At 66.4% G+C, this 20,484-nt stretch carries 21 protein-coding genes and 1 rRNA gene; 2 read left to right on the top strand and 20 right to left on the bottom strand.

The window, feature by feature from the left end; translation table 11 throughout:
- Window positions 1-336: 336 nt before the first annotated feature.
- Window positions 337-1,856, bottom strand: a 16S ribosomal RNA gene (locus BLW81_RS15285).
- A gap of 349 nt (window positions 1,857-2,205) precedes the next feature.
- Window positions 2,206-3,459, bottom strand: a complete 1,254-nt coding sequence (gene murA, locus BLW81_RS15280) for a UDP-N-acetylglucosamine 1-carboxyvinyltransferase (protein WP_083407898.1) — start codon at window positions 3,457-3,459, stop codon at window positions 2,206-2,208.
- A 71-nt stretch (window positions 3,460-3,530) separates the two neighbouring features.
- On the opposite strand from murA, the gene BLW81_RS15275 reads away from it, so the two are divergent.
- Window positions 3,531-4,097, top strand: coding sequence for a cob(I)yrinic acid a,c-diamide adenosyltransferase (locus BLW81_RS15275; protein ID WP_083407897.1), 567 nt, complete (start codon window positions 3,531-3,533; stop codon window positions 4,095-4,097).
- Window positions 4,098-4,137: 40 nt separating this feature from the next.
- Here BLW81_RS15275 and BLW81_RS15270 read toward each other — a convergent pair whose 3' ends face one another.
- The 17 genes from BLW81_RS15270 to fadD1 all read right to left on the bottom strand — a co-directional run bounded on the left by BLW81_RS15270 (window position 4,138) and on the right by fadD1 (window position 19,102).
- Complete coding sequence (locus BLW81_RS15270) at window positions 4,138-4,584, bottom strand: DUF2550 domain-containing protein (RefSeq protein WP_083407896.1); 447 nt, start codon at window positions 4,582-4,584, stop codon at window positions 4,138-4,140.
- Between the two features lie 12 nt (window positions 4,585-4,596).
- Window positions 4,597-4,962 (bottom strand): F0F1 ATP synthase subunit epsilon, encoded by a 366-nt coding sequence (locus tag BLW81_RS15265; RefSeq protein ID WP_083407895.1) that lies wholly within the window; start codon window positions 4,960-4,962, stop codon window positions 4,597-4,599.
- A gap of 29 nt (window positions 4,963-4,991) precedes the next feature.
- The gene (gene atpD / locus BLW81_RS15260; RefSeq protein WP_083407894.1) at window positions 4,992-6,482 is read right to left on the bottom strand and encodes a F0F1 ATP synthase subunit beta; all 1,491 of its coding nucleotides are present in this window, start codon (window positions 6,480-6,482) and stop codon (window positions 4,992-4,994) included.
- A 15-nt stretch (window positions 6,483-6,497) separates the two neighbouring features.
- Complete coding sequence (locus tag BLW81_RS15255; RefSeq protein ID WP_083407893.1) at window positions 6,498-7,424, bottom strand: F0F1 ATP synthase subunit gamma; 927 nt, start codon at window positions 7,422-7,424, stop codon at window positions 6,498-6,500.
- A gap of 6 nt (window positions 7,425-7,430) precedes the next feature.
- Window positions 7,431-9,077: a F0F1 ATP synthase subunit alpha gene (gene atpA / locus BLW81_RS15250; RefSeq protein ID WP_083407892.1), complete on the bottom strand. Its 1,647-nt coding sequence runs from the start codon at window positions 9,075-9,077 to the stop codon at window positions 7,431-7,433.
- A 49-nt stretch (window positions 9,078-9,126) separates the two neighbouring features.
- Window positions 9,127-10,464, bottom strand: a complete 1,338-nt coding sequence (locus BLW81_RS15245; protein ID WP_083407891.1) for a F0F1 ATP synthase subunit B/delta — start codon at window positions 10,462-10,464, stop codon at window positions 9,127-9,129.
- Between the two features lie 5 nt (window positions 10,465-10,469).
- Entirely contained in the window at window positions 10,470-10,988 is a 519-nt protein-coding gene (locus tag BLW81_RS15240; RefSeq protein WP_083410563.1) for a F0F1 ATP synthase subunit B, read from the bottom strand.
- 8 nt (window positions 10,989-10,996) lie between these two features.
- A complete protein-coding gene (locus tag BLW81_RS15235; RefSeq protein WP_011561261.1) occupies window positions 10,997-11,242 on the bottom strand; it encodes a F0F1 ATP synthase subunit C in 246 nt (81 codons plus the stop codon).
- A 66-nt stretch (window positions 11,243-11,308) separates the two neighbouring features.
- The gene (gene atpB / locus BLW81_RS15230; protein ID WP_083407890.1) at window positions 11,309-12,067 is read right to left on the bottom strand and encodes a F0F1 ATP synthase subunit A; all 759 of its coding nucleotides are present in this window, start codon (window positions 12,065-12,067) and stop codon (window positions 11,309-11,311) included.
- Window positions 12,064-12,507 (bottom strand): ATP synthase subunit I, encoded by a 444-nt coding sequence (locus BLW81_RS15225; protein WP_083407889.1) that lies wholly within the window; start codon window positions 12,505-12,507, stop codon window positions 12,064-12,066. The genes atpB and BLW81_RS15225 overlap by 4 nt, the downstream gene beginning before the upstream one ends.
- A 235-nt stretch (window positions 12,508-12,742) precedes the next feature.
- Window positions 12,743-13,960, bottom strand: a complete 1,218-nt coding sequence (locus tag BLW81_RS15220) for a glycosyltransferase family 4 protein (protein ID WP_197680320.1) — start codon at window positions 13,958-13,960, stop codon at window positions 12,743-12,745.
- A gap of 2 nt (window positions 13,961-13,962) precedes the next feature.
- Window positions 13,963-14,616, bottom strand: coding sequence for an L-threonylcarbamoyladenylate synthase (locus BLW81_RS15215; protein ID WP_083407888.1), 654 nt, complete (start codon window positions 14,614-14,616; stop codon window positions 13,963-13,965).
- Window positions 14,613-15,449: a peptide chain release factor N(5)-glutamine methyltransferase gene (gene prmC, locus BLW81_RS15210; RefSeq protein ID WP_083407887.1), complete on the bottom strand. Its 837-nt coding sequence runs from the start codon at window positions 15,447-15,449 to the stop codon at window positions 14,613-14,615. The genes BLW81_RS15215 and prmC overlap by 4 nt, the downstream gene beginning before the upstream one ends.
- Window positions 15,446-16,513, bottom strand: coding sequence for a peptide chain release factor 1 (gene prfA, locus BLW81_RS15205; protein WP_083407886.1), 1,068 nt, complete (start codon window positions 16,511-16,513; stop codon window positions 15,446-15,448). The genes prmC and prfA overlap by 4 nt, the downstream gene beginning before the upstream one ends.
- An 87-nt stretch (window positions 16,514-16,600) precedes the next feature.
- Window positions 16,601-16,834 (bottom strand): 50S ribosomal protein L31, encoded by a 234-nt coding sequence (gene rpmE, locus BLW81_RS15200; RefSeq protein WP_083407885.1) that lies wholly within the window; start codon window positions 16,832-16,834, stop codon window positions 16,601-16,603.
- Window positions 16,835-16,985: 151 nt separating this feature from the next.
- Entirely contained in the window at window positions 16,986-17,507 is a 522-nt protein-coding gene (locus BLW81_RS29395) for a hypothetical protein (RefSeq protein WP_157897703.1), read from the bottom strand.
- Window positions 17,508-17,527: 20 nt separating this feature from the next.
- On the bottom strand, window positions 17,528-19,102 hold the full coding sequence (gene fadD1, locus BLW81_RS15190) for a fatty-acid--CoA ligase FadD1 (protein WP_083407883.1): 1,575 nt from the start codon (window positions 19,100-19,102) through the stop codon (window positions 17,528-17,530).
- Between the two features lie 98 nt (window positions 19,103-19,200).
- Here fadD1 and BLW81_RS15185 point away from each other — a divergent pair, with 98 nt between their 5' ends.
- Window positions 19,201-19,806 (top strand): TetR/AcrR family transcriptional regulator, encoded by a 606-nt coding sequence (locus BLW81_RS15185; RefSeq protein WP_083407882.1) that lies wholly within the window; start codon window positions 19,201-19,203, stop codon window positions 19,804-19,806.
- Between the two features lie 10 nt (window positions 19,807-19,816).
- Here the strand turns inward: BLW81_RS15185 and BLW81_RS15180 are convergent, their stop codons facing one another.
- Window positions 19,817-20,425 (bottom strand): maleylpyruvate isomerase family mycothiol-dependent enzyme, encoded by a 609-nt coding sequence (locus BLW81_RS15180; protein ID WP_083407881.1) that lies wholly within the window; start codon window positions 20,423-20,425, stop codon window positions 19,817-19,819.
- Window positions 20,426-20,484 lie beyond the last annotated feature (59 nt).

Below are 20,484 nucleotides of genomic sequence, written 5' to 3'. Positions count from 1 at the left end.
AGAATCAAAAAATTGCATTATCAAAACGCACAACCCACACAAGGGTCCTGCGTTCAGATGCTCGCAACCACTATCCACAAATCAAACACCACACCCCACCACCAAAGCAGGGCAACAACACGACCTCCCACCACACACAGTGGCCAGGGAAACACGGGCCTGTTGTCTCAAAGCCCAATAGTGTGTCTGGCAGTTCCTCAAAGCAGTGTTCCCACACCACTTCTCACGTTTGTCGTGCACCGACCGGACACCCACTACAGGCGCCGGCACTGATCTCCCAACCGCAACTGATCCCACAGGCGTGGGGGCGGGGGAACATAAATTGGTGCTCCTTAGAAAGGAGGTGATCCAGCCGCACCTTCCGGTACGGCTACCTTGTTACGACTTCGTCCCAATCGCCGATCCCACCTTCGACGGCTCCCTCCCACAAGGGGTTAGGCCACCGGCTTCGGGTGTTACCGACTTTCATGACGTGACGGGCGGTGTGTACAAGGCCCGGGAACGTATTCACCGCAGCGTTGCTGATCTGCGATTACTAGCGACTCCGACTTCACGGGGTCGAGTTGCAGACCCCGATCCGAACTGAGACCGGCTTTGAAAGGATTCGCTCCACCTCACGGCATCGCAGCCCTTTGTACCGGCCATTGTAGCATGTGTGAAGCCCTGGACATAAGGGGCATGATGACTTGACGTCATCCCCACCTTCCTCCGAGTTGACCCCGGCAGTCTCTCACGAGTCCCCACCATAACGTGCTGGCAACATGAGACAAGGGTTGCGCTCGTTGCGGGACTTAACCCAACATCTCACGACACGAGCTGACGACAGCCATGCACCACCTGCACACAGGCCACAAGGGAACCGACATCTCTGCCGGCGTCCTGTGCATGTCAAACCCAGGTAAGGTTCTTCGCGTTGCATCGAATTAATCCACATGCTCCGCCGCTTGTGCGGGCCCCCGTCAATTCCTTTGAGTTTTAGCCTTGCGGCCGTACTCCCCAGGCGGGGTACTTAATGCGTTAGCTACGGCACGGATCCCAAGGAAGGAAACCCACACCTAGTACCCACCGTTTACGGCGTGGACTACCAGGGTATCTAATCCTGTTCGCTCCCCACGCTTTCGCTCCTCAGCGTCAGTTACTGCCCAGAGACCCGCCTTCGCCACCGGTGTTCCTCCTGATATCTGCGCATTCCACCGCTACACCAGGAATTCCAGTCTCCCCTGCAGTACTCCAGTCTGCCCGTATCGCCCGCACGCCCACAGTTGAGCTGTGAGTTTTCACGGACAACGCGACAAACCACCTACGAGCTCTTTACGCCCAGTAATTCCGGACAACGCTCGGACCCTACGTATTACCGCGGCTGCTGGCACGTAGTTGGCCGGTCCTTCTTCTGTAGGTACCGTCACTTGCGCTTCGTCCCTACCGAAAGAGGTTTACAACCCGAAGGCCGTCATCCCTCACGCGGCGTCGCTGCATCAGGCTTGCGCCCATTGTGCAATATTCCCCACTGCTGCCTCCCGTAGGAGTCTGGGCCGTATCTCAGTCCCAGTGTGGCCGGTCACCCTCTCAGGCCGGCTACCCGTCGTCGCCTTGGTAGGCCATCACCCCACCAACAAGCTGATAGGCCGCGGGCCCATCCCACACCGCAAAAGCTTTCCACCACAATCCATGCAGACCGTGGTCCTATCCGGTATTAGACCCAGTTTCCCAGGCTTATCCCAAAGTGCAGGGCAGATCACCCACGTGTTACTCACCCGTTCGCCACTCGAGTACCCCGAAGGGCCTTTCCGTTCGACTTGCATGTGTTAAGCACGCCGCCAGCGTTCGTCCTGAGCCAGGATCAAACTCTCCAAACAAAAACAACCCAACCAAACAAGGCCAGGTGAATTCGAATCAGAAAAATCCGATCACAAACAAAAGACACCAAAAACTGGCATCAAAAAACACCACACCCACAAACGGGAAAACAGGGCATGGCAAAAAACAACAAACAAAAACCACCAAACACACTATTGAGTTCTCAAACAACACACCCGGTTTTGGGGCAACCCTGCCAGTCTATACCGATCAGGAGGGCCGCGTCAAACCCCGTCCTCCAGTCCGATTGGCCTGGGGCCGTGGGCTTCTGGCAATAGACTACGCCATTCCCACCCGTAACCCAAAGGGGGTCCCCCGAAGCGGCATCGCCCCAGTTGGCGGGCCTGATCAGACCACGCGCTCGATCTCGGCGCCGAGGCTCTGGAGGTTCTCCACGAACAGCGGATAGCCGCGGTCGATGTGGAACACGTCGTGCACTTCGGTGTCTCCGTCGGCGACCAGGCCTGCGAGCACCAGGCCGGCGCCGGCACGGATGTCCGACGACCAGACGGGCGCGCTCGACAACTGCGCGATCCCGCGGACCACCGCATGGTGTCCGTCGGTACGTGCGTCGGCACCCAGCCGCACCATCTCCTCGACGAACCGGAACCGCGCCTCGAACACGTTCTCGGTGATCATCGACGTACCGTCCGCGATCGACGCCAGCGCGATCGCCATCGGCTGCAGATCGGTCGGGAATCCCGGGAACGGCAAAGTCGCCACATTGACCGCCTTCGGGCGCTCGTACTGCGCGACCCGGAAGCCGTCGTCGGTCTGGGTCACGGTCGCGCCGGCGTCGTGCAATTTGTGCAGGACCAGCTGCAGGTGTTGCGGGTCCACGCCGGTGACCGAGATGTCGCCGCGCGTGATCGCGGCGGCGATCCCCCAGGTCGCGGCGACGATGCGGTCCCCGATCACCCGATGCTCGGTGGGATAGAGCCGGTCGACCCCGGTGATCGTCATCGTGGACGTGCCCGCCCCGGTGATCTGGGCGCCCATCTGATTGAGCATCGCGCACAGGTCCACGACGTCGGGCTCGCGCGCCGCGTTGTGGATCGTCGTCACACCCTCGGCCAGCACCGCCGCCATCAGGATGTTCTCGGTCGCCCCGACGGACGGAAACTCCAGCTGGATCTCGGCGCCGCGCAGGTGGTCCGCCTCGGCGACGACACACCCGTGCTCGATGTTGCAGCGGGCGCCGAGCTGACGAAGCCCCGCCTGGTGCATGTCCAGCGGGCGCGATCCGATCGCGTCGCCCCCCGGCAACGCCACCTTGGCCCGTTTGCAGCGGCCGACGAGCGGGCCCAGCACGCATACCGAGGCGCGGAACTGACGCACCGCAGCAAAGTCGGCGTCGTACTTGGGTTCGTCGGGCGAGGTGATCCGCACGATGTCACCGTCGAGTTCCACGGTGGCCCCGAGCCCCCGCAGGACCTCCGCCATCAGCGGCACGTCGAGGATGTCCGGGCAGTTGGTGATGGTGCTGGTGCCCTCCGCCAGGAGCGCCGCGGCCATCAACTTCAGAACGCTGTTCTTTGCTCCCCCGACGGCAACTTCGCCTGATAACCGGTTTCCGCCGGTCACCACGAATCGCTCGCTCACGCGGGTTAGTGTAAACAGCGGCCGCGAGCCATGTCAGTTTCCTCGCCGAGGCGGTCCGGTACGGTCTATTTATGGCAGTTCATCTGACCCGGATTTACACGCGTACGGGTGATGACGGCACTACGGGTCTCAGCGATTTCAGCAGGGTCTCGAAGAATGACGCCCGGCTTGTCGCCTACGCCGACTGCGACGAGACGAACGCCGCTCTGGGCGTCGCAATCGCCCTCGGATCGCCGAACGAGCAAATCTCGAAAGTACTCAAGCAGATTCAGAACGATCTCTTCGATGCCGGCGCTGACCTGTCCACGCCCGTCGTCGAGAACCCTGAACATCCCCCGCTGCGGATCACGCAGAGCTACATCGATCGGCTAGAGAAGTGGTGCGACGAGTTCAACGAACCGCTGCCCGCCCTCAATTCGTTTGTCCTGCCCGGCGGTACGCCGCTGTCGGCGCTGTTGCATGTCGCCCGGACGGCGACGCGCCGTGCGGAACGCTCCGCATGGGCCGCGGTCGACGCGCACGGGGATTCGATCAGCGTGCTGCCCGCGAAGTATCTGAACCGCCTGTCGGATCTGCTGTTCATCCTGTCGCGGGTGGCGAACCCGGACGGGGATGTGCTCTGGCGACCCGGCGGATGAGCGCTCGCGCGAAGACCAAAAGGCTGGGTCCGGCAACAGATTAGAAGCTGCGGCGGCGCGCCCGCGGCGACGGCCTGGACTCCAGCCAGGACAGAAACGCGGTCAGCGCACCGCGATCCAACGCGATCTCGTAACCACGTCGGCGGTCGGGGCCGGTGTCGCGGACTTCCAGGACGACGATTTCGTCGGTCATGATGTCGAATTCGTCGCCGCGGGGAGCGCGCCGCGACACGATCTCCAACCCGCGCCGACTGAGCCGACGGTCCGGCCACCAGCGCAGGCTCGACAATCGGTAGAAGCCGGCTTCTCCGCCGCGATAACGCATCACGCCGTGGCGCCAGCCGTGACCACCGACTGCGGGGACGTCACGCAGGATCGCCGCGGTACCGCCCACCTGCCGTAACTTCCACAGCCGGTACGACAGCGCGACGACGACGAACAACAGCACGCAGATGAGCGCGACCATGAGGAACATGAGCGCGCTCATCGAGCGTGTCCGCTAGTCGATCTTGCCCAGGGCGCGAAGCCTCGCCCGACCCCTGGCCGCTGTCGCCGGATCGTCGGACTCGGAGTCACGCTGCGCGGCCGATTCGTTGATCTCCGAATCGAACTCGGCGCTCTCGGCGAGCACGGTCACGCTCTCCTCGGTGACCGAGAGGAACCCGCCGTCGACCGCGATGCGCAGGTCGTCTTCGCCCTCGCGCTCGACGCGCACCATGGCGTCGTCGACCAACTGCGCCACCACCGGGATGTGATTCGGCAGGATGCCGATCTCCCCCGCCGTGGTGCGGGTGAACAGGAACGTGCCCTGGCCCGACCAGATCTTGCGGTCGACCGCGACGATGTCGATGTTCAGTTCGGCCATCTCACACTGCCTTTCGGTGCCGCCGAAGGCTAGTCATCCTTCTTCTCACCATCGCCCGAGCTGGCGTCCTCGAGCTTCACGCCGAAGCTCTCCGCCTTCTTGGCCAGGTCGTCGAGGCCGCCGATGAGGAAGAAGGCCTGCTCGGGCACGTGGTCGAACTCGCCCTTGGTGAGCCGGTCGAACGCCTCGATGGTCTCCTTGACCGGCACGGTCGAACCCGGCTGACCGGTGAACTGCTCGGCCGCCATCATGTTCTGCGACAGGAAGCGCTCGATACGACGCGCCCGGTTCACCAGCTGCTTGTCCTCTTCGGACAGCTCGTCGATACCGAGGATCGCGATGATGTCCTGAAGGTCCTTGTAGCGCTGCAGGATCCGGATGACTTCCTGCGCGACGCGGTAGTGCTCGTCGCCCACGATCGCCGGGTCCAGGATCGTCGAGCTCGACGCCAGCGGGTCCACCGCCGGGAAGATGCCCTTCGAGAACACCGAACGGCTCAGCTCCGTGGTCGCATCGAGGTGCGCGAACGTGGTCGCCGGCGCCGGGTCGGTGTAGTCGTCGGCGGGCACGTACACGGCCTGCATCGAGGTGATGGACCGGCCGCGGGTCGAGGTGATCCGCTCCTGCAGCTCACCCATCTCGTCGGCCAGCGTCGGCTGGTAACCCACGGCCGAGGGCATACGACCGAGCAGGGTCGACACCTCGGAACCGGCCTGGGTGAACCGGAAGATGTTGTCGATGAACAGCAGCACGTCCTGGCCCTGCTCGTCGCGGAAGTACTCGGCCATCGTCAGCGCCGACAGGGCGACGCGCATACGGGTGCCGGGCGGCTCGTCCATCTGACCGAATACCAGCGCGGTGTCCTTGAGCACGTCGGCCTCACCGAGCTCGACCCACAGGTCGTTGCCCTCGCGGGTGCGCTCACCCACGCCGGCGAAAACCGAAGTGCCGCCGAAGTTGCGGGCGATACGGTTGATCATCTCCTGGATCAACACGGTCTTGCCCACGCCGGCGCCGCCGAACAGGGCGATCTTGCCGCCACGCACGTACGGGGTGAGCAGGTCGACGACCTTCAGGCCGGTCTCGAGCATCTCGGTGCGCGGCTCGAGCTCGTCGAACGCCGGCGGCTTGCGGTGAATCGGCCAGCGGTCGAAGTCTTTTCCGTACTCGGTGTCGTCGAGGCAGGCGCCCAGCGCGTTCCACACGTGGCCCTTGACCCCGTCGCCAACCGGCACCGAGATCGAGGCGCCGGTGTCGACCACGTCGACACCGCGCACCAGGCCGTCGGTCGGCTGCAGCGAGATGCAGCGCACCAGGTTGTCACCCAGGTGCTGTGCCACCTCGAGGGTCAGCGTCTTGGCGAGCTCCTCGAACGTCACCTCGGCGTGCAGGGCGTTGAACAGCTCCGGCACCGAGCCACGCGGGAACTCGACGTCGACGACGGGGCCCGTCACGCGGACCACCCGGCCGTTGGTGTCCTTCTTGCTTGAGCTGCTGGTCTTTTCGGCGGTAGCGGTCATGTCTTCTTCTTCCTATTAACGACTGGCGTCGGCCAGCGCGTTGGCGCCACCGACGATCTCGCTGATTTCCTGGGTGATCTGGGCCTGCCGCTCCCGGTTGGCCTCGAGGGTGAGCGCCTTGATGAGGTCGTCGGCGTTGTCGGTCGCCGACTTCATCGCGCGCTGGCGCGAAGCCAGCTCCGAGGCCGCCGCCTCCAGCAGCGCCGCGTACACCCGGGTGGCCAGGTAGCGCGGCAGAAGCGCGTCGAAAAGTGTTGTCGCGTCCGGCTCGAACGAGTACAGCGTGCGGGGCCCGGACTCCTCCTCGCCGACGTACTCGACGACCATCGGGGCGATCCGGTGGGCCGCCGGCGTCTGCGACATCATCGATTTGAACTCGGTGTAGACGATGTGCAGTTCGTCGAGGCCGAGAATCCCGTCGGCACCGGGGTCGTCGCCCTCGTCGTCAGCGCCCGCCATGAACGCATCGACCAGAGTCGACGCGATCTCCTGGGCGTTCTCGTAGGACGGCTGCTCGGAGAAGCCGTTCCACGAGTCGGTGATCTCCCAGTTGCGGAACCGGTAGTAGTTGAGGGCTTTACGTCCCACCGCGTAGACGATGGGGGTCTTGCCCTCGCTGCGCAGGAGCGCGAACAGCTCCTCGGCTCGCCGGAAAACGTTCGAGTTGTAGCCGCCGGCAAGGCCACGGTCCGACGAGATCACCAGCACGCCGGCCCGCTTGGGCTCGTCGCGTTCGACGAGCAGCGGGTGATCCAGCGCGGCCTCGGCGGCCAGGGTGGTCAGCATCGACGTGATCTCGAAGGCGTACGGGCGCGCCGCATCGAGACGGGCCTGCGCCCGCCCGATCCGCGACGTCGCGATCAGCTCCTGGGCCTTGGTGATCTTCTTGATTGACCCGGCGGAGCGGATGCGCCCGCGCAACTCGCGAAGTGTGGCCGCCATTGGTACCTACTTCTTCTTCGGAGCGGGCTTGCGGACCTTCACCGTTTCCTTCTCGAGGTCCTCTTCGCCCAACGCTTCGACGTGCTCGTCGGGGACCACCGAACTGCCGTCGGAGGCGGCGAAGCCCTTCTTGAAGTTGTTGATCGAGTCGGTCAGCTTCTCGGCGAGGTCGTCACCGAGCTTCTGCGACTCGCGGATCGAGCTGAGGATGCCGTCGTCGGACGCCCGCAGGTGATCGAGGTACTCGGCCTCGAAGCGCTGCACGTCCTCCACCGGAACCGAATCCAGGTGACCCTGCGTGCCCAGGAAGATCGAGACGACCTGCTCCTCGACCGCCAGCGGCTGGTACTGCGGTTGCTTGAGCAGCTCGACCAGCCGGGCACCACGCTCCAGCTGAGCCTTCGACGTCGCGTCCAGGTCCGAGGCGAACGCCGCGAACGACTCCAGCTCGCGGTACTGCGACAGGTCCAGACGCAGGCTGCCCGCAACCTCTTTCATCGCCTTGATCTGTGCGGCGCCACCCACGCGGGACACCGACACACCGACGTTGATCGCGGGGCGCACGCCCTGGTTGAACAGGTCGGACTCCAGGAAGCACTGGCCGTCGGTGATCGAGATGACGTTGGTCGGGATGTAGGCCGAGATGTCGTTGGCCTTGGTCTCGATGATCGGCAGGCCCGTCAGCGAGCCGCCACCGAGCTCGTCGGAAAGCTTGGCGCAACGCTCCAGCAGCCGCGAGTGCAGGTAGAACACGTCGCCCGGGAAGGCCTCGCGGCCCGGCGGGCGGCGCAGCAGCAGCGAGATCGCCCGGTAGGCGTCGGCCTGCTTGGACAGGTCGTCGAAGACGATAAGCACGTGCTTGCCGTTGTACATCCAGTGCTGCGCGATCGACGAACCGGTGTACGGGGCAAGCCATTTGAAGCCGGCCGAATCGGACGCGGGAGCGGCCACGATCGTGGTGTAGTCCATCGCGCCGCCCTCTTCGAGCGCACGCGCGACCGCCGCGATGGTGGTGCCCTTCTGGCCGATGGCGACGTAAACGCAGCGCACCTGCTGCTTCTCGTCGCCGGACTCCCAGTTCTTCCGCTGGTTGAGGATGGTGTCCACGCAGACCGCGGTCTTGCCGGTCTTGCGGTCGCCGATGATGAGCTGACGCTGACCGCGGCCGATCGGCGTCATGGCGTCGATGGCCTTGATGCCGGTCTGCAGCGGCTCGCCGACACCCTGGCGCTGCACCACCGACGGCGCCTGGATCTCCAGTGCGCGTCGGGTTTCGGCCTCGATGTCGCCCTTGCCGTCGATCGGCTGGCCGAGCGGGTTGACGACCCGGCCGAGGAACGCGTCGCCGACGGGCACCGACAGCACCTCGCCGGTCCGCTTGACCTGCTGGCCCTCTTCGATCTTCTCGAAGTCACCGAGGATCACGGCGCCGACGCTGTGCTCGTCGAGGTTGAGCGCGACGCCGAGCACGCCGCCGGGGAACTCGAGGAGTTCCTGGGTCATCACCGAGGGCAGGCCCTCGACGTGCGCGATGCCGTCACCGGCGTCGATGACCGTGCCGATTTCCTCGCGCGCGGTGTCGGCGGTGAAACCGGAGACGTACTCCTCGATCGCACCCTGGATGTCGTCAGCGGAGATGGTCAACTCTGCCATGGCTTTTCGTCTTCCTGCTTCTACGGTGTGGGTCTTTGGTGTGGGTGGGTCAGTCCGGCAGCTTGGTCTCGGCCGCGGCGAGCTTTGACGACAGCGTGCCGTCGATCACCTCGTCGCCGACGGCGATGTTCAGTCCGCCGAGCAGTTCGGGGTTGATGTGCAGCTGCACCGAAACCGGGTGGGCGTAGATGCGGCTGAGCACCTCCGTCAGCCGGGTGCGCTGCGCGTCGCTCAACTCGGCGGCGGCGCTGACGTGCGCCACCACCTCGCCGCGACGGGCCACCGCCAGCTCGGCGAGGTCGAGCACCGCCTCGTCGGCGCGTTCGCCGCGCAACAGCTCGATGGTCTGCGAAAGCAGTTGCACGGTCAGCTTGTTGACGCCGGCACCGCTGCCGAGCACGTTCTTCAGCAGCGTCAGGCGACCCTCGGCGGGCGCCGTGTAGTCACCGAGCAGCGTCGCCAGCCGCGGCTCCGAGTCCAGGACCCGGCCGAACCGGAACAGCTGCTCCTCGACATCGGCGGCGACGTCCTCGCCCTCGGCGCGGACTAGCAGGGCCAGCCGCGCCACGTGCTCGACGGCGTCGACCAGGTTCTCGTTCGTCGACCAGCGACCCGACACCGCCGCCTTGAGCACCTCGAGCGCGGGATCGCCGACCTTGCCGCCGATGAGCCGTTCGAGCAGGGCCACCTTGGGCTGCGCGTTGTCCGACGGATCCGCGAGGTGGCGGGTCAGGATGTGTTCGCGCGACAGCAGTTTGACCACCGACGCGAGTTCGTCGGCCAGCGTGGACAGGTCGTCGGGCTTGAGCCCGGACGTCACGTCGTCGAACTTCTTCACCAGCGCGGACAGCGATTCGCGGCTGGCCGAGCGCAGACGCGAGGTGGCCCTGTCCTCGACGACGGCCTCCGACGGCGCCATCGCGTCGAGCTCGTCGAGGAACCGGTCCACCGTGGCGGCCTGTTCCTGCGGGTCGGAGATGAACTCGCGCACGAGTTCGCCCGCCCGCGTGACCGATTCGCGGCCCAGATCGGCGCGCAGCTGACGGATCAGCTGGGCGCGCTGCAGTTGGACCTGCTGCGCCCCCTGCTGCTTGATCCGCTCGACCTCGGCATCGGCCTGGTCGCGCAGCTGCTGCAGGATCCGCTTGGAATCGGCCTCCGCCTCCTCGGTCACCCGACCGGCTTCTGCCTTGGCCCGCTCGACGGCCTTCTCGTGGGCCTTGGTGGCCTCGTCGAGCCGCTTCTTGGCCTCGGCGCTCTCGTCGAGTTGCCGACGGACCGTTTCCTTCTGATTGGCCATCATCCGGCGCACCGGCGGCACGACGAAGCGCACCACCAGGAACACGATGAGCGCGAAACCGATGAGCTGACCGATGAATGTCGACACTTGAGTTACCGCTCCTGCCCTGATGAGACGGGCACGGTACGAGTGGTCACCTCGACACCGAGCACCCTGCTGGCCAGCGTCTGCGACAGCGAGTCGACCGACGCCCGCAGATCGCCGGCGATCGCGTCGGACTGCTGCTTGAGTTGCTCTTCGGCCCGCGCCAACGCCGTCGCCGCTTCCTCCGATGCGCGACCGCGCATGTCCTCGACGACCTTTCGGCCTTCGGTCCGCGCTTCGTCACGAATCCGGGAGGCCTCGGTGCGTGCCTTGCCCATCTCGGATTCGTAGTCCGCGTCGGCGGCCGAGAACTGGTCTGCCGCCTTGCGGCTGTCCTCGACCGTCTGCTTCACCATGGCCTCGCGCTCGTTCAGCACCTTCGAGATGGGCGGAACGACCCACTTCGCGATCACGCCGAGCACGATCAGGAAGATCAGCAGCACGAAGAAGAAGGTGCCGTTGGGGATGAGGAAGTTGCTCTGGCCGCCTTCCTCAGCCGCCAACAGAACGATGTTCGGGTCAGCCATGACGGGCATTAAGCAACCGGGGTGGCGAAGACGAACAGCGCCATGAACGCCAAGTTGATGAAGTACGCGGCCTCGACCAGACCCACCGTGATGAAGAACGGAGTGAACAGTCGGCCCTGCGCCTCGGGCTGGCGAGCGATGCCGGCGATCAGCGCGTTACCCGCGATGCCGTCACCGATACCGGCGCCGATTGCGCCGCCGGCCATGATGAGTCCACCGCCGATGAGCGCGCCGGCAGCGATAGTGGGATCCATTCCTTATCCTCCTTGATAACTGGTAGGGGTCCTACCAGGTTGTGGGTCCTGCTTGTTCTTACGGGTCTAGTGGTGGTCTTCTTCGAGTTCCATCGACTGGCTGAAGTACAGGATCGTCAGCAGCGCGAAGATGAAGGCCTGGATCGCGCCGACGAACAGGTCGAAGCTCTTCCAGATCGCGTTGGGCAGCCACATGATGTACGGCGGGAACAGCGCGATCAGCGCGACCAGGATGCCGCCGGCGAAGATGTTGCCGAAAAGTCGCAGCGACAGCGAGACCGGCTTGGCGATCTCCTCGACGAGGTTGATCGGCGCCAGGATCGTGACGTGGCCCTTGAGCACCCGCCACGGGTGGCCGAGCGGGCCGCGGCGCCAGAAGCCTGCCGCGTGGTAGGCGATGAACACGAACAGCGCGAGCGCGAGCACGAAGTTGATGTCGGAGGCCGGCGGCTTGAGCAGTTCGTGGATCGCGCCGTGGGAGTCGGTGTACTGCACGGGCAGCACCGACAGCCAGTTGGCGATCAGGATGAAGACGAACAGCGTGACCGCCAGCGGCAGCACGAACGGCGCGATCCGCATGCCGATCGCGGCCTCGACCTGGTTGCGGGTCTGGACGGTGATCGCTTCCCAGAACAGTTGCACGCCACTGGGAACGCCGGTCGCGGTGACCTTGGCGCGCAGGAAGAACGCGAGGCCGAGGACGATCACCGCGGCGATGGCCGTCGCCAGCACCGTGTCGGTGTTCACCGTCAGCCCGAACCAGTGCGCCTCCGTGTGGTGGCCGACCTGGATGCCGGATTCGGCGGCGAGGATCGATTCGGTCATTGCTGCGGGGCCTCTCCTTCGAGTCCGTTATCGCCGGCCTTGAGCTTCTTCATCACCGGCAGTGCCGTCGACAGCACCAGGAGTACCTGGAACAGGGCCATCCCGAACACCACACCGAGGCCCTGGGGCCGGAAGATGAACGCGATGGTCAACCCGATGACCGTCATGACGAGCAGCCGGGTTGCCGAGTTCAGTGCCATCTTGCGTTTGAGCGGGTGCGCCTCGGCGGTGATCGAGTCGACCGAGCGCTGCACCAGAACGGCGTTGAGCAAACCCAATCCGAGTCCGACGCCGAAGAACACCCCGACCATCGGATAGCCCAGTACGGCGGCCACTCCGGTCACCAGTCCGGCGAACACCACGCAGATCACGAGCAGGCGCAGCGGCCGGAAGGCAACGGACGGGAACACCAACGGCGCGTCTTGCGCTGGCGTCGTCACTACTTCACCTCAATCCGCGGTCACGAGAGTTGCCCGATGGTTTGCGTGCGTGCGCCCAAAAGCGTATCGGAGGGCGATCGGCTCGCTGGAATCACCCACGGGGCAGCTCCCTTTGTCGGTCGTTGTTCCGTGCCTATCGGTCTTCTACCGACGGCCCGGGGGCCGGCAACCCGCGAGGTTTTTTCGGGTTCTGACTGAACCTTAACACATGGTGGGAGGCACAAAAGAGGGTCTACTACTTTTTGTCGTACATTTCCTCGATCTGACCGTTTCGACGGCGCAACAACGGAATCAAGGTCACGACGACGGCGACCACGATGGCGGCCAGCATGACGGCCCCGCTGTAGCGCGGGTCGAAGAAGATCGTGCTGGCCGCACCGAAGCAGACGATGCTCACCCAGAGGTAGATCAGCAGCACCACCCGCCGGTGCGAATGCCCGATCTGCAGTAGCCGGTGGTGTAGGTGCATCTTGTCCGGGGTCGTGAAATGCACGCCGGCGCGGGTGCGCCGGATGATCGCCAGCAGCGTGTCGAGCGCGGGCACGAACATCACGGCCACCACGAGCAGGAACGGCGACAGCAACGCGAACACGTCGCGCACCCCGTAGGCGGTCTGCGAGATCGGGCCCGCCGCGGTGGTCGAGGCGGCGGCCAGCATCAGCCCGATCAGCATCGAGCCGGAGTCGCCCATGAAGATCTTGGCGGGATGGAAGTTGTGCGGCAGGAATCCCAGGCAGACTCCGGCCAGCACCACCGAGATCACCGCGGGCGGATAGAACAGCACATCGCCGCCGTGGTCGCGCAGCAACCCGACCGAGAAGATGCAGATCGCCGACGCGGTGATCAGACCGAGTCCGGCGGCGAGGCCGTCGAGGCCGTCGATGAAGTTCATCGCGTTGACGATCGACACCGTCAGCGCCAGGGTCAGCAGGATCGACGACACCTGGTCGAGCACGATGGTGCCGACACCGCCGATCGGGATGTAGAGCACGCTCCACGCCACGCCCATCGTGACGAGCACGCTGGCGGCGGTGATCTGGCCGGCGAACTTGGTCAGCGAGTCCAGCCCCCAGCGGTCGTCGATCAGCCCGACAGCCATGATCAGGCCGCCGGCGACCACCACCGCGGGCATGCCGGTCGAGTAGACGAACCCACGTGTCAGCGCGGGTAGTTGGGAGGCCAGCAGCACGCCGACCGCGACGCCGATATACATCGCGAGCCCGCCCATGCGCGGAATGGGTTGGGAGTGCACGTCGCGGTCGCGCGGGACCGCGACCGCACCGAGTCGGCGGGCCAGCACCCGCACCCAGCCGGTCGCGAAGTAGGTGATGATCGCCGAGGCCAGGCCGACGAGTGCGAGTTCGCGGATGGGAACGCCCGCGCCGCGATCGTTGAGCGCGAGCAGGGTGTCGGCCGCGGTGACCACCGGTGCACCGTACTGCACGACGCTCAACGTCAGCTCGTCAAAGACTCGGGTTCGACGCCGAGCACCTCGGCGATCGCCTCCGCGCTGATCGGCCCCTGCCGCAGCACACGCGGATGCGCGCCGGTCAGGTCGACGATGGTCGACGCCGCCTGTTGCTGCGAGGGCCCGGCGTCGAGGTACACCTCGACCATGTCACCGAGTTGCTCGCGGGCGTCGGCGGCGGTGACCGCGGCGGGCCGACCGGAGATGTTGGCGCTCGAGACCGCCATCGGGCCGACCTCGCGCAGCAGCTCGATGGCCACCGGGTGCAGCGGCATGCGCAGCATCACCGTGCTGTGGGCGTCGCCGAGGTCCCACTGCAGCGACGGCGCCTGACGCACCACCAGGCTCAGCGCGCCGGGCCAGAACGCGCGGATGAGCTCGCGCGCCGTCTGCGGGACGTTGTAGACGAGTCCTTCGATCGTGTGCCACGACCCGACCAGCACCGGGACCGGCATGTCGCGGCCGCGGCCCTTGGCGGCCAGCAGCGCCGCGACGGCGTCGCTGTCGAACGCGTCGGCGCCGATTCCGTACACGGTGTCGGTGGGCAGCACGACGAGACGGCCGCCCTTGAGCGCGCTCGTCGCCGCGGCGATACCGGCGGCCCGCTGATCGGCGTCGGAACAGTCGTACAGGTTGGTCACGTCGTCCTCCGTGCCGTCACGAACCGCGGGCGGCCGGCGAAGTCGCACCTCGCGGTGATGTCATCGAATGCCTTTGTGCGCGCGAACGACTCGACGGTGCGCCGCGAGGTGGTGTCGTCGTGCTCGATGGCGCAGTGGCCACCGTCGACCAGCCACCGAGCCGCGAGCACGGTGATCGCGTCGATGACCTGCATCCCGTCGGGTCCGCCGAACAGAGCGTGGGCCGGATCATGATCGGCGACTTCGGGTTCCAGGCGTGCGCCGTCGGGAATGTAGGGCGGGTTGGCGACGACGAGGTCGACGGCGCCGTCGAGTTCGGGCAGCAAGCCGGCGACGGTGACGTCGGCCGCGACGAGTTCGACGGCGGTGTCGGCGAGGTTGCGGCGCGCGTAGTCGAGGGCCGTCGGCGAGTCGTCGACCGCGATCACCCGGGCGGTCGGAAAGTGGCGGGTCAACGCGAGCGCGAGCGCGCCGCTGCCGGTGCACAGGTCGACGATCACCGGACGCTCGGGCAGCGACCGGGCCATCGCCCACTCCAGCAGCGCCTCGGTCTCGGGGCGCGGCGTGAACACTCCGGGGCCGACCCGCACCTCGACGGGACCGAACGGCGCGCTACCGATCAAATGCTGCAACGGAATTCGCTGAGCGCGCCGGGCGATCAGATCGTCGTAGCGGTCGGGGAAGTCGGTGTCGGCGTCGATCAGCGCCAGCCGTCCGCGCTCGGCGCCTGCGACGTGGGCGGCCAGCAGTTCGGCATCGACGCGCGGTGCAGGCACACCCGCTTCGGCCAGCGCCGCCGCCGCAGCGTCGATGAACTGGCTCAGTCGGGTCATGCCTGTTGCAGCCGCGCTTCCTTGTCGGCTGCGGCGAGCGCGTCGAACAGGTCGTCGAGGTCGCCGTCGAGCACCTGGTCGAGGTTGTGGGCCTTGAAGTTGATCCGGTGGTCGGCGATCCGGTTCTCTGGGAAGTTATAGGTCCGGATCCGCTCGCTGCGGTCGACGGTGCGGATCTGGCTCGCGCGGTCGGCGGACGCGTCGGCCTGCGCCTGCTCTTCGGCGAGCGCCTGCAGGCGTGCGGCGAGCACCTGCATGGCGCGCGCCTTGTTCTGCAGCTGCGACCGCTCGTTCTGGCAGGTGACGACGATGCCGGTGGGCAGGTGGGTGATGCGGACCGCGGAATCGGTGGTGTTGACGCCCTGCCCGCCCTTGCCCGACGACCGGTAGACGTCGATGCGCAGGTCCGATTCATCGATCTGCACTTCTTCGACCTCGTCGGGCTCGGGATAGACCAGAACGCCGGCGGCCGAGGTGTGCACCCGGCCCTGCGACTCGGTGACCGGGACGCGCTGCACGCGGTGCACGCCGCCCTCGAATTTCAGCCGGGCCCACACCCCGTCGACGGCGTCGCCCTTGCTGCGGATCGACAGCGTGGCGTCCTTGTAGCCGCCGAGGTCGGAGAACGTCTCGTCGAGCACGGTCACGGTCCAGCCGTGCCGCTCGGCGTAGCGGATGTACATCCGCGCCAGGTCGGCGGCGAACAGCGCGGACTCCTCGCCGCCCTCCCCCGACTTGACCTCCATGACGATGTCGTCGGCGTCGTGCGGGTCACGCGGGGCGAGCAGGTCGGTGAGTTGGGTGTCGAGTTGCGCGACGGTCGCGGTGAGCTCGTCGACCTCGGCAGCGAACGACGCGTCGTCGGCGGCCAGTTCCCGCGCGGCTTCCAGATCGCCGCGCGCGGCCTCCAGCTTGCGATACGTCGACACGATCGGCGAGATCTGCGCGAAGCGTCTGCCGACCTTGCGGGCCATCCCGGCGTCGGCGTGCAGGTTCGGGTCGGACAGCTGCCGTTCGAGGTCAGCGTGCTCGGCCAGCAATGCGTCGATTGCCGGTGCAGTCATGTCGACCTCCTCTGATGAACTTCCTACGAACGCAAACCGACGCCCGGCCTGGCCGCGGATGCGGCAGAACGGGCGCCGGTGAGGAAGCTACTTGTCGGCAGGCTTGTCGCCGGCCTTGCGCTTGCCGTAGCGCTTCTCGAAGCGGGCGACGCGGCCGCCGCTGTCGAGGATCTTCTGCTTGCCGGTGTAGAAGGGATGGCACTGCGAGCAGACCTCGACGTGGATCTGTCCACTCTGCTTGGTGCTGCGCGTGGTGAAGGTGTTGCCGCAGCCGCAGTGCACGGTCGTCTCGACGTAGTCAGGGTGAATACCCGTTTTCATGGTTTCCTCTTCGATCGTGGCCCCGGGTCGCCCCTCCGGCATGGAGGTGACGGGCGTGAACCGGAACCGAGGGTCGGCGGTCCATTATGCCAGCTCAACCGCCAGTGTCCTAAACGCGAGCGCATAGGCCCGTATTCCTTCGGGCGTGCGCTCAGAGCAGGCCGCCGCCGCCCAAGAGACCGCCACGCTCGCGGTCGCCGGTCTGGGGCGTTTGGTTGGGGAAGGGCGCCCGGGTTTCGGGTGCAACGCTGATCGGCGCCCTGGTCGTCGGCGGCGGCAGCTCGGTCAGTGTGCGGTCGGGCGCGGTGGTCACCGACGGCGCAGGTGCCGAGGGTGTTGGGGGCGCCTGCACGACGGGCGCAGGGGCCGGCGCCTCGACGACCGGGGGCGCGGCGGGTGGCGGCTCGGCCGACGGGGGTGTGACGGGCGGGGCCTCGACGGGTGGCGGCTCAGGCGCAGGCGGGGTGGTCGGGGTCGTCGGCGTCGTCGAGGTGGTCGCCGTCGAGGCGGGAGTCGGCGTGACGGGCGCGTTCGTGGGCTGAACGGGGTCGGTGCGCACCAGCAGCAGCACGATCGCCACGGTCGCGGTAGCCGTTGCTACCGCGATCACCGCTGACCAGACGAATGTTTGCTTGCCCTTCGTGCGCCTGCGGTGTGCTCCCCCCTTGCGCATAGGAGCGATCCTACATAGCGCTAATCGACGACCTGAAGGTATTTGCTGCCATCGCGACGCCAGAGTTTCCTGCCGTCGGGGCGGGTGCCGAGGTCGACCAGCTCGCGCTTGAGGACTTTGTTGGTTGCGGTGCTGGGCAGATCGTCGGCGAGCCAGACGTAGCGCGGCCAGGCCTTCGGCGACAGATCGCGCTGGGCGGCCAGAAACTCCTCGAACGTCTCGGTGTCGAGTTCGGCGTCGTCTCGCAGCACGGCGGCGGCCATCACCTGGTCGCCGACCAGTTCGTCGGGCACCGGGTACACCGCGACGCGGTTGATCGCCGGTAGTCGCAGCAGGATCCGCTCGATGGGAGCGGTCGCGAGGTTCTCGCCGTCGACACGCATCCAGTCGGCGGTACGCCCCGCCAGGTAGATGAAGCCGTCGGCGTCGCGGTAGGCCAGATCGCCCGACCAGTACATGCCGTGCCGCATGCGCTCGTCGGTGGCGTCGCTGTCGTTGTAGTACCCGCGGAACAGGCCGCTGCCGTCGGTGTTGACCAGCTCCCCCACCGCGACGTCGGCGTTGAGCAGCGCGCCGTTTCCGTCAAACTCGGCGACCGGACATTCGGTCACGGTCTCGCTGTTGTAGATCGCCACGCCCGGAAACCCCTGTCCGATAGAGCCTTTCGGGGTGTCGGGGGTGCGGGTGATGATGACCGCGTTCTCGGTGGAGCCGAAGCCGTCGTCGACGACGACGTCGAACCGCCGTGCGAACTCCTCGATGTCGCGATCGGTGGCCTCGTTGCCGAACGCGACGCGCAACGGGTTGTCCCGGTCGTCGGGCTGTTCGGGTGTCGCGAGCACGTAGGCCAGCGGTTTGCCGACGTAGTTCATGTAGGTCACGCCGTAGCGGCGGATGTCGGACAGGAAACGCGACGCCGAGAACTTCGCCGGGACCATCGCGGCCCCGGCGACGAGCGCGGGCGCCCATCCGCCGACCACGGCGTTCGAGTGGAACATCGGCATCGACAGGTAGCAGGTGTCCTGGCTGGTCAGCTCGAACCGTTCGGCGAGCGCATTGCCGGCGAACAGCGGCATGAGGTTGGCGACCTGCACGGCTTTCGGGTCACCGCTCGTGCCCGAGGTGAAGATCATCATGAACGTGTCGTCGACGCCGACCGTCCGGTGTGGTGCGAACGCGGGTGCGCCGGCGAGGAGTTGGGTCCACGCGGGCTCGGAGGTGTCGAACACCGTCACGCCCGGCAGCTCGAGTCCGTCGAGCAGCGGGCGGTGCTCGGCGTCGGTGATCAGGAACTGACAGTCCACCTTGAGGATGTCGCGCGCCAGCGCCTCGCCGCGTCGGGTGGTGTTGATCCCGCAGAGGACGTAGCCGCCGAGCGCCGCCGCCGCGAGCGCGCCGAGCATGTCGGGGGTGTTGCCCAGCAGGACCCCGACATGCAGCGGCCGGTCCGGATCGGCGGCCGCGATGAGAGCGGCCGCCTGCGCTCGGGCGTCGGCCACGTATTCGCGGTACGACCAGGTGCGATCGCCGTACTTCACGGCGATCGAGTCGTCGTCGGCGCGCTCGCCGAGCAACTGCTGGAGCGTGTCCGCCATAGCTACCTCTCGACAGTGAACAGATCTCGAGATGTGTCTACCATGACACAATGCTGCGATCGGCCCACTTTGGGCGAGACTAACCGAGGAGCCCACTGGTGACGAGCGGCACGGCCACCCGAAACGTCCGCGATCGCCTGATCGACGCGGCGGAAGTCTGCTTGCGCGCCAAGGGGATTCGCTCGACGACGGTCTCGGAGGTCGCCGAGGTCGCCGGCGTGTCGCGCGGGTGGTTGTACCGGCATTTCCCGGACAAGGTGACGCTGCTGGGCGCGGCGATCGTGCGGCTCAACAACGCCTTCTGGTCGGAGGCGCACGCGATGCTCGAGCGCGTCGAGGGACTTGACCGCCAACTGACGGCGGGCATCCTGCACGGCCGCACGGCCTACGACGACCCGGGCGCCCTGCTGATGAAGCTGCGCATCGAAGAACCCGAGGAGTTCGCCGCCTGCGCCGGCGCCGGCGTGCAGGGCCTGGTGCCCGACCTCGCCGACTTCTGGTCGCGCTACCTGATCGCCGCGCGCGAGAACGGCGAGATCCACCCGGACACCGACATCAACGAGGCGTCGGAATGGCTTGCCCGCGTGCTGATCTCGATAGCGACAGTGCCTGGCGACACGCTCGACCCCGGCGACGCCGACGCCGTGTTGCGGCATCTGCGCCGCTACGTGATGCCGGGTCTGCGCGCCGACCCCGCCGAGTGATTTCGGTGCGCTACCGATCGCTGAGCGACTGGATGCGCCCCGAAATCGCCGTGGGACGGTCGGTGAGCGCCATGAGGATCTCGCGGATCGGCGCCTCGACGAGGCGGCCCTGACCGACGCGGAAGTCGGCGTCTGTTGCCGCGAGTTGCACCCCGCGCAGGCGTCGTTGCGCGTTGAACGGAAACCCGCTGTTCCACACGCGTCCTGCGGCGGCGACGGCCGCGTCCACCGGCATGGGCCGGTCGATTCCCAGGGGCACCGCGATGTCCTGGGTATGCACGAGCACGTCGAGTAGCGGATCGAGTTCACTGGTGCCCGGCGGACGTTTCCGTGAGCCGGGCATAGCGCGCAGCGCGGCGATGAGTTCGCGCGGTGATCGCTTGTCCTGCAAGGCGGCTCGATGAATCATGGCGTTGAACCGGAAGCCGGACCGGACCAGGGCGAGGACCATCGTCGACTTCGGCAACTGGGAGTGCGTGATGTGCGCGGCCACCTCCCGCACGGTCCACCCCTCGCACAGCGACGGTGTCGACCACTGCTCGGGTTCGAGCGCGTCCAGCAGGTCGGCCAGGTGCACGCGCTGCTCGTCGATGTGTCGCCACACGGTGTCGGAGTCCATCGCCGCCCCTTATTTAGTCAGGTTCCCTGACAACATAGTCAGGGAACCGTACTAAAGTT

The sequence above is a fragment of the Mycolicibacterium rutilum genome (assembly GCF_900108565.1).
Lineage (GTDB): Bacteria > Actinomycetota > Actinomycetes > Mycobacteriales > Mycobacteriaceae > Mycobacterium > Mycobacterium rutilum.
Note: the sequence above shows the minus strand (reverse complement) of the source record. Positions and strands in the feature narration are given on the sequence as shown.

Bases quoted from the DNA above. Each gene is read 5' to 3' on its own strand.
- BLW81_RS15275 (WP_083407897.1), top strand. From the start codon at position 3,531: ATGGCAGTTCATCTGACCCGGATTTACACGCGTACGGGTGATGACGGC.
- BLW81_RS15270 (WP_083407896.1), bottom strand. From the start codon at position 4,584: ATGAGCGCGCTCATGTTCCTCATGGTCGCGCTCATCTGCGTGCTGTTG.
- BLW81_RS15265 (WP_083407895.1), bottom strand. From the start codon at position 4,962: ATGGCCGAACTGAACATCGACATCGTCGCGGTCGACCGCAAGATCTGG.
- atpD (WP_083407894.1), bottom strand. From the start codon at position 6,482: ATGACCGCTACCGCCGAAAAGACCAGCAGCTCAAGCAAGAAGGACACC.
- BLW81_RS15255 (WP_083407893.1), bottom strand. From the start codon at position 7,424: ATGGCGGCCACACTTCGCGAGTTGCGCGGGCGCATCCGCTCCGCCGGG.
- atpA (WP_083407892.1), bottom strand. From the start codon at position 9,077: ATGGCAGAGTTGACCATCTCCGCTGACGACATCCAGGGTGCGATCGAG.
- BLW81_RS15240 (WP_083410563.1), bottom strand. From the start codon at position 10,988: ATGGCTGACCCGAACATCGTTCTGTTGGCGGCTGAGGAAGGCGGCCAG.
- BLW81_RS15235 (WP_011561261.1), bottom strand. From the start codon at position 11,242: ATGGATCCCACTATCGCTGCCGGCGCGCTCATCGGCGGTGGACTCATC.
- atpB (WP_083407890.1), bottom strand. From the start codon at position 12,067: ATGACCGAATCGATCCTCGCCGCCGAATCCGGCATCCAGGTCGGCCAC.
- prmC (WP_083407887.1), bottom strand. From the start codon at position 15,449: ATGACCCGACTGAGCCAGTTCATCGACGCTGCGGCGGCGGCGCTGGCC.
- prfA (WP_083407886.1), bottom strand. From the start codon at position 16,513: ATGACTGCACCGGCAATCGACGCATTGCTGGCCGAGCACGCTGACCTC.
- rpmE (WP_083407885.1), bottom strand. From the start codon at position 16,834: ATGAAAACGGGTATTCACCCTGACTACGTCGAGACGACCGTGCACTGC.
- BLW81_RS29395 (WP_157897703.1), bottom strand. From the start codon at position 17,507: ATGCGCAAGGGGGGAGCACACCGCAGGCGCACGAAGGGCAAGCAAACA.
- fadD1 (WP_083407883.1), bottom strand. From the start codon at position 19,102: ATGGCGGACACGCTCCAGCAGTTGCTCGGCGAGCGCGCCGACGACGAC.
- BLW81_RS15180 (WP_083407881.1), bottom strand. From the start codon at position 20,425: ATGGACTCCGACACCGTGTGGCGACACATCGACGAGCAGCGCGTGCAC.